Origin of the sequence: Streptomyces sp. NPDC006335 (assembly GCF_040612795.1) — a bacterium.
Classification (GTDB): Bacteria; Actinomycetota; Actinomycetes; order Streptomycetales; family Streptomycetaceae; genus Streptomyces.
The window spans coordinates 279,522-293,008 of the sequence record NZ_JBEXQX010000001.1 but is presented as its reverse complement, the minus strand read 5'-3'; the positions used below and the strand labels follow the sequence as shown (position 1 = coordinate 293,008).

Sequence of the window (13,487 nt, the reverse complement as noted above, 5' to 3'; positions counted from 1 at the left end):
GATCACGCCCTGTCCGCTACGCGTTCGCCGAGCAGGCCTTGTGGCCTGACGAGGAGGACGAGGATGAGCAGGCAGAAGGCCCAGACGTCCTTCCAGGAGCCGCCGCCGAAGAGGTGCATGCCGGGGATGTCGTCGATGTAGGCGGAGGCGAGGGTCTCGGCGACGCCGAGGACGAGGCCGCCGAGCATGGCGCCGTAGATGTTGCCGATGCCGCCGAGGACGGCGGCGGTGAAGGCTTTGAGGCCCATCAGGAAGCCCATGCGGTAGTCGATGCTGCCGTATTTCATGCCGTAGGCGACGGCGGCGACGGCGGCGAAGAACCCGCCGATGGCGAAGGCGATGACGATGATGCGGTTGGTGTCGATGCCCATGAGCTGTGCGGTGTCCGGGTCCTGGGCGGTGGCCTGCATGGCGCGGCCGGTGCGGGACTTGCGGACGAAGAAGGCGAGGGCGGACATGCAGACGATGGCCGCGACGACGAGGAAGATGTCGGCGTCCTTGATGGTGACGGAGCCGATCTCGTGGGTGGCGTCGAGGCCGGGGAAGGCGACGGCGCGGTCGGCGCGGGGGTAGAAGTTGCGGACGACTTCCTGGAGGGCCAGGGAGAGACCGATCGCGGTGATGAGCGGTGCGAGCCGTGGGGCTCCGCGCAGGGGCCGATAGGCGAACCGTTCCGCTCCGACGGCGATGAGGATGGCGACGAGGCCTCCGCCGATCAGCATCAGGGGGACGGCGAGGGCCATCGAGGTGCCGTCGGGCAGGATGTAGAAGTAGACCGTGAAGGCGCCGAAGGCCCCGGTCATGAAGATCTCGCCGTGCGCGAAGTTGATGAGCTGGACGATGCCGTACACCATCGTGTAGCCGATGGCGATCAGCCCGTACATCGAGCCTAGGAGCAGCCCGTTGGCCAGCTGCTGCGGCAGGGTGTTCACCGCGTGGCCTCCATTGTCGCTGGTGGTCGTGTGCACATATCGCGTGCTGGGTGGGGTGTGGCAAGGGCCGCGCGGTCGGGGTCCCCTCCCGCGCGGCCCGTCGTGGTGTTGCTGTGTGCTGCTGGGGCCTGACTAGCCGAGGTCGGCGGTGCCGGTCTTCACAGCCTTCCACGCACCCTTGGTGACCTGGTAGACGGTCAGCTGCTTGTTGGTGGTGTCGCCGTACTGGTCGAAGGCGACCTTGCCGGAGATGCCTTCGAAGTCGGACTTCTGGACGCCGTCGACGACGGAGGAGCGCAGGGCGTTGATGTCGCTGGGGACCTTGCCGCCGTTGGCGTCGACGGCGGCCTTCACGGCCTTGATGATGGCGGTGGTGGCGTCGTAGGAGTACGCGCCGTAGGCGCCGTAGTCACCCTTGTAGCCCTTGGACTTGTACGTCTCGATGAACGTCTTGGCGGCGGGCAGGGTGTCGGCGGGGACACCGACGGCCGTGGCGAGGTCGCCCTCGGAGGCCGCGCCCGCGGTCTCGATGTAGGTGGTGGCGAACATGCCGTCGCCGCCGAACAGCGGGATCTTGACGCCGCCGTCCTTCATCTGCTTGGTGATCAGGGAGGACTCGTCGTACTGGCCGCCGTAGTAGAGCAGGTCCGCCTTGGCGTTCTTGATCTTGGTGACGAGGGAGCCGAAGTCCTTGTCGCCGGTGTTGACGTGGTCGCTGCCGACGACGGTGCCGCCGAGCTTCTTGAACTGCTCGGTGAAGATCTTCGCGAGGCCGGCGCCGTAGGTCTGCTTGTCGTCGACGACGAAGACCTTCTTCTTCTTGAGGCCGTTGTACGCGTAGTCGGCGGCGAAGCTGCCCTGGAGCTCGTCGGTGGTGGCGGTGCGGAAGTACGTCTTGTACGGCCGCTTCTTGTCCGTCTGCCAGTTCTTGCCCTGGGTCAGCTGGGGGTTGGTGTTCGAGGGGGAGATCTGGACCATGTTGGCCGAGGCGAACACCTGCTGCATCGACTGGGCGACGCCGGAGTTCAGGGGGCCGACGGCGCCGACGGCGGTCTTGTCGCCGGTGATGGTGGTGGCGTTGGACTGGCCGGTGGCCGGCTGCGCCTTGTCGTCGTAGGCCTTCAGTTTGAAGGTCACGCCCGGGACGAGCTTGGCCTTGTTGGCGTCGTCGACGGCGATCTGGGCGCCGTACTGGATGCCGAGACCGGTGGTGGAGTTCTCGCCGGAGAGCGGGGCGTCCACGCCTATGGTGAGGGTGGTGCCACCCCCGTTGTCACTGTCGCCGCCCTTGTCGTCTCGGGAGCCACAGGCGGTGAGTGTGAGAGCCCCCGTCGCCATGACGGAGGTCAGGATCACCATGGAACGTCGCACAATCAGTCCTTTCCGCAGGCACGCGCGCCCTCGTGGGTGCGGCTGGTGCCCGCGCTTTACCGAACTCCCGATGGAGCGGTGACTGGCCGTGACTCTAAGCCCGGTTTGCGGGCAGGGGCATCGCTGTGAGCGGGCTTGTGACTTTCTTGTTATGACGGGGTGGATGGCGGGCTTCCGCGGAGGGGGCTCTCAGCCGGTTTGGCGGAATATCCCCTCAGTCCGCATTTTGAGAACCTGCACTTCCGGTTGGCCGTCCGGGCTGTGGCGCCGGTGTCGCGGCGCAGGCGCCCCGGAGGAGCCGGAAAAGGTCCCTGGAGTACGCCCGGCCGAAGATGAAGCTGTGATGCTGTATTGCGCGCGCGTTACGGAGCGTTACGTCAAGAAATGGTAGGTCGGCATTCCGGGGTAGGCCCGAACAGTTGGAAACCGATATCTCCACGGTGACCCGGCGGGTGGTGCCGGGGTGCACGGTGAAGGCCTCGGGCAGGGCGTGGGCGGTGAGGCCGGTGAAGGCGGCGCCGGTGACCCGGAGGGTGACGGGGGGTCCGCTGTGGACGTCGACGGCGAAGCGGAAGCGGCCGCTGGTGGGGTGGGTGCCGGGGGGTTCGGGGAGTCCGGCGGGCCCGAGGTACCGCCAGGCGGTGACGTTGGCGGGCCAGGGGACGGGGGTGCGCTCCGGCTCGGGGTGCGGGTCCTCGGAGAGGGCGCGCGGGACGAGAGCTCCGGCCGCGAGCAGGGTGATCGCCGTGGTGGCCAGGGCGGCCCGGCGGGCGCGCGGTGGCATACCGCGCCACCACGCGGCCCAGCGGTCCGCCGGCCGGGGCCCGTCGGCACCGATGACGTCGTAAGTCCCCCCGGTCTCCGGCGAGTCGACGGGCTCGACGGGGCCGATACCGGTCATGGGAGAACGGTAGGGGGTCCGGGGGGTTGTGCCCAGACGGGGCGGGGGCGGGGCCGGGTGGTTTGGGCGGGGGTGCGGATCTGTGTGTGTGGGGGGGATGGGGCATCCCGCAGCCGACCCGGCTCGCCTCGGCCGACAGGGATCCTCGCAGCGGGCCCGGACCGCTTGCCTCGGCCGACAGGCACGGATCTCCGCCGCCGGCCCGGACCGCTCGCCTCGGCCGGCGCACACCCGTCCCGCAGCCGCACCAGCCCCGCTCCTCAGCCAGCACGCACAGATCCCCGCCGCCCGCCAGCCCCGCACGCACGGATCCACGCCGCCGTACCAGCCCGCACGCACGGAACCCCGCCGCCAGCCCAGACCGCTCGCCTCTGCCGGCGCACACGGATCACACCGTCATCCTCAACCGCGGTGGGAGAGGGCGGCGCTGCCGAGGGGGGACGGCACACGTGAAGCGGGGCCGATCCGCCGGACGGCCCTAGCGGCCGGGGGCGTCGCGCAGCAGGCAGGTGAGGCGGGCGGTGCAGACCCGGCGGTCCTCCTCGTCGCTGATCACGATCTCGTACGTGGCGGTGGACCGGCCCCGGTGCACCGGTGTGGCCACTCCGGTGACCAGTCCCGAGCGCACCCCGCGGTGGTGGGTGCAGTTCAGGTCCACTCCGACCGCGATCTTGGAGCTGCCGGCGTGCAGCATGGAGCCGACGGAGCCCAGTGTCTCGGCGAGCACGGCCGAGGCGCCTCCGTGCAGCAGGCCGTACGGCTGGGTGTTGCCCTCGACCGGCATGGTGCCGACGACGCGGTCCGCGGAGGCCTCGACGATCTGCACGCCCATGCGGGTGCCCAGGTGCCCGGCCGAGAACATGGCGACGAGGTCGACGCCGAGCGCCGCGTACTCGTCGATGACCTCCTGAGGGAAGGTGGCGTGCTGCTTCTCACCCATGGGGCCGGGCTCCGTTCGTCCTGGTCTTCACGACTGCCTGCGCTGAGCAAACGCTCAGTCGGTCGCCGATTGTTCCAGACGTACGACGACGGACTTGCTGGCCGGGGTGTTGCTGGTGTCGGCGGTGGCGTCCAGCGGCACCAGGACGTTGGTCTCGGGGTAGTAGGCGGCCGCGCAGCCCCGGGCGGTCGGGTAGTGCACGACCCGGAACCCGGGGGCCCGCCGCTCCACGCCGTCCTTCCACTCGCTGACGAGGTCGACGTACGACCCGTCGGCGAGCCCGAGCCGGTCGGCGTCCTCGGGGTTGACCAGGACGACCCGGCGGCCGTTCCTGATGCCCCGGTAGCGGTCGTCGAGGCCGTAGATCGTGGTGTTGTACTGGTCGTGCGAGCGCAGTGTCTGGAGCAGCAGCCGGCCCTCGGGCAGCTCGGGGTACTCGACGGGCGCGGCGGTGAAGTTGGCCTTGCCGGTGGCGGTGGGGAAGCGGCGTTCGTCGCGCGGGGCGTGCGGCAGGGTGAAGCCGCCGGGGCGGGCCACGCGCGCGTTGAAGTCCTCGAAGCCGGGGATCACGCGGGCGATGCGGTCGCGGATGGTCGCGTAGTCCTTCTCGAACTCCTCCCAGGGCGTGTTGCTGTTCTCGCCGAGGACTCGGCGGGCCAGGCGGCACACGATGGCAGGCTCGGACAGGAGGTGCCCGCTCGCGGGCTCCAGGCGGCCCCGGGAGGCGTGCACCATGCCCATGGAGTCCTCGACGGTCACGAACTGCTCGCCGCTGCCCTGGACGTCGCGCTCGGTGCGGCCGAGCGTGGGCAGGATCAGGGCACGCGCGCCCGTGACCGCGTGCGAGCGGTTGAGCTTGGTCGACACGTGCACGGTCAGCCGGGCCCGGCGCATGGCGGCCTCGGTGACCTCGGTGTCGGGGGAGGCGGAGACGAAGTTGCCGCCCATGGCGAAGAAGACCTTGGCCTCGCCGTCGCGCAGGGCGCGGATGGCACGCACCACGTCGAAGCCGTGCTCACGCGGCGGGGCGAAGCCGAACTCCCTCTCCAGGGCGTCCAGGAAGGCGGGCGCGGGGCGCTCGAAGATGCCCATGGTGCGGTCGCCCTGGACGTTGGAGTGGCCGCGGACCGGGCAGACGCCGGCGCCGGGGCGGCCGATGTTGCCGCGCAGGAGGAGGAAGTTGACGACCTCGCGGATGGTCGGCACGGAGTGCTTGTGCTGGGTGAGGCCCATGGCCCAGCACACGATGGTCCGCTCGGAGGCGAGGACCATGGAGAGGGCCTCCTCGATCTCCTTCTGGGACAGGCCGGTCGCGGTGAGGGTCTCGTCCCAGTCGGCGGCGCGGGCGGCCGCGGCGAACTCCTCGTAGCCGTGGGTGTGTTCGGCGACGAAAGCCTCGTCGACGGCGCCCTCCGTGTCGAGGATCAGCTTGTTGAGGAGGCGGAACAGGGCCTGGTCGCCGCCGATGCGGATCTGCAGGAACAGGTCGGTGAGGGCGGCGCCCTTGACCATGCCCTGGGGGGTCTGCGGGTTCTTGAAGCGCTCCAGGCCCGCCTCGGGCAGCGGGTTGACGCTGATGATGCGCGCGCCGTTCGCCTTGGCCTTCTCCAGGGCGGAGAGCATGCGGGGGTGGTTGGTGCCCGGGTTCTGTCCCGCGACGATGATCAGGTCGGCCTGGTAGAGGTCGTCGAGCAGGACGCTGCCCTTGCCGATGCCGATGGTCTCGCTGAGTGCCGAACCGGAGGACTCGTGGCACATGTTGGAGCAGTCGGGCAGGTTGTTCGTGCCGAGCTCACGCGCGAAGAGCTGGTAGAGGAACGCGGCCTCGTTGCTGGTGCGGCCCGAGGTGTAGAAGACGGCCTCGTCGGGGGAGCCGAGGGCGGCGATCTCCTCGGCGATGATGTCGAAGGCGCGGTCCCAGGTCACCGGTTCGTAGTGGGTGCCCCCCTCAGGGACGTACATGGGGTGGGTGAGCCGCCCCTGCTGGCCGAGCCAGTAGCCGCTTCTGGTCGCGAGGTCGGCGACGGGGTGCGCGGCGAAGAACTCGGGGGTGATCCGGCGCAGGGTGGCTTCCTCGGCGACCGCCTTCGCGCCGTTCTCGCAGAACTCGGCCGAGTGCCGGTGCTCGGGCTCCGGCCAGGCGCAGCCGGGGCAGTCGAAGCCGTCCTTCTGGTTGACGCGCAGCAGTGTCAGCGCGGTGCGCTTCACGCCCATCTGCTGCTGGGCGATGCGCAGGGTGTGGCCGATGGCCGGGAGGCCGGCCGCCGCGTGCTTCGGTTCGGTGACCTGCGGAGCGTCCTGAACCGGATCACCCTTGGGCGGCTTCGTGGCCATCGGACCTTCTCCTTCGCGCGCACGTGTGAGGTACGTCTCCGATCCTCGCACGCGCCGCTGACAACGGTGTTTGCCGGGCCCGCGGGAGACGGCGGCGCAGCTCGCGCGTCGCGTGCCGTCGGCGGCGGGCGGGTCTGACTGTCAGTGGGGCGTGGCAGGATCGGGGGCGTGGCAGAGACAGCAGCGAAGAAGACCGACAACAGCCCCGGCGGCAGCCGCCCGCGTCTGATGCTCATGGACGGGCACTCGCTGGCCTATCGCGCGTTCTTCGCGCTGCCCGCGGAGAACTTCACCACCGCGACCGGCCAGCCGACGAACGCGATCTACGGCTTCGCGTCGATGCTGGCCAACACCCTGCGCGACGAGGCGCCCACCCACTTCGCGGTGGCCTTCGACGTGTCCCGCAAGACCTGGCGCTCCGAGGAGTTCACGGAGTACAAGGCCAACCGTTCCAAGACCCCCGACGAGTTCAAGGGCCAGGTCGAGCTGATCGGCGAGCTCCTCGACGCGATGCACGTCTCGCGCTTCGCGATCGACGGCTTCGAGGCCGACGACGTCATCGCCACGCTCGCCACCCAGGCCGAGGCCGAGGGCTTCGAGGTGCTGATCGTCACCGGTGACCGCGACTCCTTCCAGCTGGTCTCCGAGCACACCACCGTGCTCTACCCCACCAAGGGCGTCTCGGAACTGACCCGGTTCACCCCGGAGAAGGTCTTCGAGAAGTACGGCCTGACGCCCGCCCAGTACCCCGACTTCGCGGCCCTGCGCGGAGACCCGTCCGACAACCTCCCCGGCATCCCCGGCGTCGGCGAGAAGACCGCCGCGAAGTGGATCAACCAGTTCGGTTCGTTCGCGGAGCTGGTCGAGCGCGTCGAGGAGGTCAAGGGCAAGGCCGGGCAGAACCTCCGCGACCACCTGGAGTCCGTCAAGCTCAACCGCCGCCTCACCGAGATGGTGCGCACGGTGGAGCTGCCGAAGGCGGTCACGGACCTGGAGCGCCTGCCGTACGACCGCAAGTCGCTCGCGATGATCCTCGACACCCTGGAGATCAGGAACCCGTCCCTGCGGGAGCGGCTGCTGGCCGTCGACCCGGGCGCCGAGGAGGCCGAGGGCACCCCGGTCGCCGCGCCGGGCGTGGCGGTGGACGGCACGGTGCTCGGCACCGGCGAGCTGGCCGGCTGGCTCGCCGAGCACGGCGCACAGCCCCTGGGTCTCGCCACCGTCGACACCTGGGCCCTGGGCACCGGCTCGGTCGCCGAGGTCGCGCTGGCCGCGTCCGACGGGGCCGCCGCCTGGTTCGACCCGTCCGAGCTGGACGAGGCCGACGAGAGGGCCTGGGTCGCCTGGCTCGCCGACGCCGACCGGCCCAAGATGCTGCACAACGCCAAGGGCGCCATGCGGGTCTTCGCCGAGCACGGCTGGAGCGTCGCCGGCGTCACCATGGACACCGCGCTCGCCGCCTACCTCGTCAAGCCGGGGCGCCGCTCCTTCGACCTGGACGCGCTGTCCCTCGAGTACCTGGGCCGGGAGCTCGCGCCCGCCGCCGCGGCCGACGGGCAGCTCGCCTTCGGCGCGGACGACGGGGCCGAGGCCGAGGCGCTGATGATCCAGGCGCGGGCCGTGCTCGATCTGGGCTTCGCCTTCGAGGGCCGCCTGGAAGAGGTCGGCGCCGCGGACCTGCTGCGCGACATGGAGCTGCCCACCTCCGCCCTGCTGGCCCGCATGGAGCGGCACGGCATCGCCGCCGACCGGGCCCACCTCGAGGCCATGGAGCAGATGTTCGCCGGCGCGGTCCAGCAGGCCGTGAAGGAGGCGCACGCGGCGGCCGGGCACGAGTTCAACCTCGGCTCGCCCAAGCAGCTCCAGGAGGTCCTCTTCGGCGAGCTCGGCCTCCCGAAGACCAAGAAGACGAAGACCGGTTACACGACGGACGCCGACGCACTGGCCTGGCTCGCCACCCAGACGGACAACGAACTGCCGGTGATCATGCTCCGGCACCGTGAGCAGGCCAAGCTGCGGGTGACGGTGGAGGGCCTGATCAAGACGGTCGCCGCGGACGGCCGTATCCACACGACGTTCAACCAGACGGTCGCGGCGACGGGCCGCCTGTCGTCGACGGATCCCAACCTCCAGAACATCCCGGTCCGTACGGACGAGGGGCGGGCGATCCGGCGCGGGTTCGTGGTCGGGGAGGGCTTCGAGTCCCTCATGACCGCGGACTACAGCCAGATCGAGCTGCGGGTGATGGCCCACCTCTCCGAGGACGCCGGGCTCATCGAGGCGTTCACCTCGGGAGAGGACCTGCACACCACGGCCGCCTCCCAGGTCTTCGCGGTCGAGCCCGACGCGGTGGACGCGGAGATGCGGCGGAAGATCAAGGCGATGTCGTACGGGCTGGCGTACGGGTTGTCGGCGTTCGGGCTCTCGCAGCAGCTGAACATCGAGGCGGGGGAGGCCCGTGCCTTGATGGACGCGTACTTCGAGCGGTTCGGCGGGGTGCGGGACTATCTGCGCCGGGCGGTCGACGAGGCCCGGGCCACCGGTTACACGGCGACCCTCTTCGGGCGCCGCCGCTACCTTCCCGACCTCAACAGCGACAACCGCCAGCGGCGTGAGGCGGCCGAGCGGATGGCCCTCAACGCGCCGATCCAGGGGACGGCGGCCGACATCGTCAAGATCGCGATGCTCAAGGTGGACGGCGCCCTGCGCGACGCCGGTCTCGCGTGCCGGATGCTGCTCCAGGTCCACGACGAAATCGTGCTGGAGGTCGCGCCGGGGGAGCAGAAGGCGGCGGAGGAGATCGTCCGACGGCAGATGTCCGACGCCGTGGATCTCCGGGTCCCGCTGGGCGTCTCGGTGGGGTCGGGCTCGGACTGGGAGTCCGCCGCGCACTAGCCTCCGGCGGTTGGGCGGAGTGTGTGCGGCTTGGTGGGGGCGGGCGTTCTTTGCGCAGTTCCCCGCGCCCCTGGACGCCTGCGGCGGCCTGCGCGGGTTCGGTGGGGGCGGGTGCCTCGTGAACGCCGGTGAGCGCAACCCCCCAGGGGCGCGGGGAACTGCGCGACCAGCCCCCACCGACCCGCACCCGCCCGCCCCCTCGGATGCAACGGCTCGTCGTGGCGCAGGGTGACCGCAACCCCCTAGGGGCGCGGGGAACTGCGCGATCGGCCACAACGGACCCGCACCCGCCCACCAACCCGACCCGGCACCCCCGTAGGCACCCGGCCCAAGCCCAGCGCAGCGGCCCCGCGGGGAACTGCGCGACCAGCCCCCACGCACCCGCACCCGCCCCAAACCGAACCCGGCACCCCCCAAGCGCCCCGCCCAACCGCCGGAGGCACCGTCACTCGCGTGGCCCCCGCAGCCGCGCCCCCGCTCGCGCCCGCGGCCAGGATGCCGTCATGGGTATACGCATGCTCCACGGCCGGGCGGTCCCCGGACGGACGCAGGCGCCGGCGCACGCCGACAGGGCCCCGTCCGTACGTCCCCCGGTTCCGGCCCACGCGGCCGCCGCAAGCACCGCCCGCATCCCCTTCGACCTGGTGACACTCGTGCGCCGGGTGCGAATCAGGGCGGCACGCCCTCGCATCCCGGTCCGCCTCACCACCCTGCGCCTCACTACCCTGCGCCACACCGCGGCGGAGCTACGGCACCGTGTCACCCGCGGTGAGCGGGACGTCGTAGGCCAAGAGGAGCCGTCCGGCCCTCGGCTGTGGGCCGAACTGGCCCTCGGGCATCTCGCTCTCGCCCTCACCCTGCTGCCCCGATCCCGTCCGATGCCCACCATGACGGTGTTCATCGCGGCTGCGGACGCCGTCAGCGAGCGAGCGGGAGACCGGACTCCTCCCGGGCGTCGGACACCGGGGCCGGGCGCCACAGCCTGACCCCCGCGGCGAACAGCAGCACCCCCGGCACCAGACCGGCGCCCGCGCCGAAGCAGAGGGTCGGGATCAGTTCCCAGGGCTTCGCGGTGGAACCCCAGTACTCCCACCACCGCGAGGCCCGCTGCAACGCACCCACCGTCATGCACCCGCCGATCACGGCCACCGCCCACCACCGGTCCCGCACCGACAGCACGGGGACGCCCCGCGGCTCGCCCGCCACGGGCGCCCTTCGCAGCGCGTGAGCGCAGAACACGGCGATCACCACCGCGGCCAGCGCCGAACCGCCGTACTGCAGATACCAGTACAGAGGGGAGCCGGCCACCTCCCGGCCCAAGGCGGGGAAGAGCCGCATCCCCCACCGGTCGTGGTGCGTGAACGCGTCCCACACGACGTGGGTCAGCGCTCCCAGGACGGCGGAGGCGTACCAGCGCACGGCCAGTGCCGTACGCACGCGTGCGCGTGGGGTGCCGCAGCGCAGCAGCGTCGCCACCCTGCCCTGTCGTCTTCGGGGCAGCAGGGCCACCAGCGGCTCGCGCAGCAGCAGCCACAGGCCCACCAGCGCCCAGGCGACGAGCACGTCGATGGTGAAGACGCCCGGGAAGGAGTGCGTGACGGTGCCGAACTCCATCGCCCCGGACACGACACTTGCCGCGTAGTAGGTCATGTCGGGCGAGAAGGATCCGGCCACGAGCACGGCCGGAGCCAGTCGGCCGCGGCCCGTTCCGTCGGTGCGCACCGCGGGCAGTACCGCCGCCGCATGGCTCAGGGTGAACGGCAACGGGGCTCCTCGGGGCGGGTGTTGGCCGGGTGGCGGCCCGGGTGATGGGTTCCGTCCAGTATGGGCGACGCGAGCCCGCACCGATCGAACATGGCCAACCGGTGAATATCGGGCACGAACCGGTGTCCGAGAAAAGGAAGTTGTCGTAGGGTCACACGGGTCACCGCGCTGGGGAGCTCGGTCGAACGTGCGCATCAGGAATTACCGCGCGGCACGGGGGCAACCTCCAGGGCGGTTCGACTGTCACAACCGGACGAGAGCGACAGACGGAGAAGGGCGCTCGGGCGTCCACAGGAGGGGTTCACTTTATGGCGGCGCAATTCGGCAGGAGGCTGGCCAAAGGGGCGACGACCACCGCCGTGGCAGCACTCGCGGTCGCGGCACTGTCCGCCTCCCAGGCCCCGGGGGTCACGGCCGACGACAACGGCAGATCGACCGCCACCGGTGCCGAGGCCTCTCCCGATCCGGCCGCCGGGACCGGCGCGACCGGCAACTCGCCGTACTACACGGACCTGCCGCCGCTGAACACCCCGAGCCCCGCGCCGACGGACGGCTCCGCCATCACCCCCATCACCCCGGTCGCGTCCGAGGCGGGCATACCCGCGACCGTGCTCGCCGCCTACAAGCAGGCCGCGGCCGAACTCCAGGCGTCCAAGCCCGGCTGCAACCTGCCCTGGCAACTCCTCGCCGCCATCGGCCAGGTGGAGTCGGGCCAGGCCCGCGGCGGCCGCGTCGACGCGGACGGCACCACCACCTCCAAGATCATCGGTCCGCAGCTCGACGGCAACGGCTTCGAGCTCATCAAGGACACGGACAACGGCGTCTACGACGGCGACACCGCGTACGACTCGGCCGTCGGGCCCATGCAGTTCATCCCGTCCACCTGGAAGTGGGCCGGCCGCGACGGCAACGGCGACGGGGTGAAGGACCCGAACAACATCTACGACGCCTCCCTGGCCACCGCTCACTACCTGTGCCGCTACAACTGGGACCTGTCGAACAGCGGGGATCTGGAAAAGGCGATCCTGAGCTACAACCCCTCGCGGCACTACGTGAACACGGTCCTGTCGTGGCTGGAGTACTACCGCAAGGGCACCCACGAGATCCCCGACGGCACCGGCACCGTCCCGGGCAGCCGCAGCGACGGCAGCAGCGGCACCGGTGGCTCGACCCCCTCGGTGCCCTCGACCTCGACCCCGGGCTCCACCAGGCCGACCACGCCCGGCACCGGCTCGCCGAAGCCGAAGCCGACTCCGACTCCGCCCTCGACCACCCCGCCCTCGTCGGGCGGCCCCACCGCGCCCCCGACGACGCCGCCCGTCACGCCCACCCAGTCCGTGGACCACCTGGAGGACTCGGGCACCGGGAAGCTCGCCGCCATGGCGGGCGACGCGTTCACCGAGAAGATGAGCACCAAGGCCGAGAACGCCGCCGGCAAGGGTGTCGCCAAGGTCCGGATCCGCTACACGATCCTGGGCGACACCGACGCCACCTTCACCGGCGGCGAGAAGGTCGCCACCGCCCTGACCGACAGCTCCGGCGTGGCCACCGCGCCCGCGCTCCAGGCGGGCGAGACCACCGGCACCTTCGCCGTCAGGGCCACCCTCATCGGCCGTACGGTCACCGGCCCGATCTACTCGGCCACCGTCACCCAGCGCGTCGCCGACACCCTCGTCCGTACCAGCGACACCGCGCTGACCTGCACCCCGGGCGGCCAGTTCGCCGACGCGGTCCAGGTGAAGGCCACCTACAAGGGCGCCGTCGCCGACAAGGTCGCCGCCACCGCCACCCTGATCAAGTCGGCCGACGACGCGACCGCGAACGACAAGGGCCCCTACTTCAAGGACGCCGACGGCAAGACCGTCCGCACCCTGACGGGCCTCACCACGGACGCGGACGGCCTGCTGAAGCTGCCGCAGCTCTACTCCGACGACACCACCGGCACCTACGTGCTCCGCATCACCACCGCGGGCGGCGCGACCCTCGACGTCACGCTGACCGTGGCGGCCGCCGCGGACACCTCCGCGAGCCCCTCGCCGAGCCCCAGCGCGAGTTCATAGGCACGGGACCCACCCCTGAGGGCGTCCTTTCCGCTACGGCGGACAGGGCGCCCTCCGTGCGTGCGCGAGCTGTTCTCATCTCGCCCGGGCGTTGCTACGGTGCCGGATCTGACGATGCATCAGTTCCCGTCCGCAGGGAGGCAGTCATGCGCGCCCTGATCGCCGCCGCGACCGGTCTCGCCCTCGCGTTCGCCCTGGTCCTCACGATCACCGCGCTGGGCACGCCGACCGGCAAGACGTCCCCGAAACCGCTGCTGACCACCGTGCCCGCACACCCGTAACCGTCCGCC

9 protein-coding genes are annotated in these 13,487 nt (G+C 71.1%); 3 read left to right on the top strand and 6 right to left on the bottom strand.

Annotated elements, in window-relative coordinates; genetic code table 11:
* Positions 1-2: 2 nt before the first annotated feature.
* The 5 genes from ABZ098_RS01380 to ABZ098_RS01360 form a co-directional block, all read right to left on the bottom strand.
* Positions 3-932: a branched-chain amino acid ABC transporter permease gene (locus tag ABZ098_RS01380; protein WP_356586051.1), complete on the bottom strand. Its 930-nt coding sequence runs from the start codon at positions 930-932 to the stop codon at positions 3-5.
* 132 nt (positions 933-1,064) lie between these two features.
* Positions 1,065-2,291 carry a branched-chain amino acid ABC transporter substrate-binding protein gene (locus ABZ098_RS01375; RefSeq protein ID WP_356587583.1) on the bottom strand — a complete coding sequence of 409 codons (1,227 nt, stop codon included), beginning with the start codon at positions 2,289-2,291 and terminating at the stop codon, positions 1,065-1,067.
* A 226-nt stretch (positions 2,292-2,517) separates the two neighbouring features.
* A complete protein-coding gene (locus ABZ098_RS01370; RefSeq protein ID WP_356586049.1) occupies positions 2,518-3,204 on the bottom strand; it encodes a hypothetical protein in 687 nt (228 codons plus the stop codon).
* 478 nt (positions 3,205-3,682) lie between these two features.
* On the bottom strand, positions 3,683-4,144 hold the full coding sequence (locus ABZ098_RS01365) for a hotdog fold thioesterase (protein WP_356586047.1): 462 nt from the start codon (positions 4,142-4,144) through the stop codon (positions 3,683-3,685).
* A 54-nt stretch (positions 4,145-4,198) separates the two neighbouring features.
* The gene (locus ABZ098_RS01360) at positions 4,199-6,478 is read right to left on the bottom strand and encodes an FdhF/YdeP family oxidoreductase (protein WP_356586045.1); all 2,280 of its coding nucleotides are present in this window, start codon (positions 6,476-6,478) and stop codon (positions 4,199-4,201) included.
* A 168-nt stretch (positions 6,479-6,646) separates the two neighbouring features.
* On the opposite strand from ABZ098_RS01360, the gene polA reads away from it, so the two are divergent.
* Positions 6,647-9,373 (top strand): DNA polymerase I, encoded by a 2,727-nt coding sequence (gene polA, locus ABZ098_RS01355; RefSeq protein ID WP_356586043.1) that lies wholly within the window; start codon positions 6,647-6,649, stop codon positions 9,371-9,373.
* A gap of 918 nt (positions 9,374-10,291) precedes the next feature.
* On the opposite strand, the gene ABZ098_RS01350 is transcribed toward polA, so the two are convergent.
* Positions 10,292-11,137: a DUF4184 family protein gene (locus tag ABZ098_RS01350; protein ID WP_356586041.1), complete on the bottom strand. Its 846-nt coding sequence runs from the start codon at positions 11,135-11,137 to the stop codon at positions 10,292-10,294.
* Between the two features lie 308 nt (positions 11,138-11,445).
* On the opposite strand from ABZ098_RS01350, the gene ABZ098_RS01345 reads away from it, so the two are divergent.
* Positions 11,446-13,197 (top strand): lytic murein transglycosylase, encoded by a 1,752-nt coding sequence (locus tag ABZ098_RS01345; RefSeq protein ID WP_356586039.1) that lies wholly within the window; start codon positions 11,446-11,448, stop codon positions 13,195-13,197.
* A 146-nt stretch (positions 13,198-13,343) separates the two neighbouring features.
* Entirely contained in the window at positions 13,344-13,478 is a 135-nt protein-coding gene (locus ABZ098_RS01340) for an SPW_0924 family protein (RefSeq protein ID WP_107405601.1), read from the top strand.
* Positions 13,479-13,487 lie beyond the last annotated feature (9 nt).

Bases quoted from the DNA above. Each gene is read 5' to 3' on its own strand.
- ABZ098_RS01375 (WP_356587583.1), bottom strand. From the start codon at position 2,291: ATGGTGATCCTGACCTCCGTCATGGCGACGGGGGCTCTCACACTCACC.
- ABZ098_RS01370 (WP_356586049.1), bottom strand. From the start codon at position 3,204: ATGACCGGTATCGGCCCCGTCGAGCCCGTCGACTCGCCGGAGACCGGG.
- ABZ098_RS01365 (WP_356586047.1), bottom strand. From the start codon at position 4,144: ATGGGTGAGAAGCAGCACGCCACCTTCCCTCAGGAGGTCATCGACGAG.
- ABZ098_RS01360 (WP_356586045.1), bottom strand. From the start codon at position 6,478: ATGGCCACGAAGCCGCCCAAGGGTGATCCGGTTCAGGACGCTCCGCAG.
- ABZ098_RS01345 (WP_356586039.1), top strand. From the start codon at position 11,446: ATGGCGGCGCAATTCGGCAGGAGGCTGGCCAAAGGGGCGACGACCACC.
- ABZ098_RS01340 (WP_107405601.1), top strand. From the start codon at position 13,344: ATGCGCGCCCTGATCGCCGCCGCGACCGGTCTCGCCCTCGCGTTCGCC.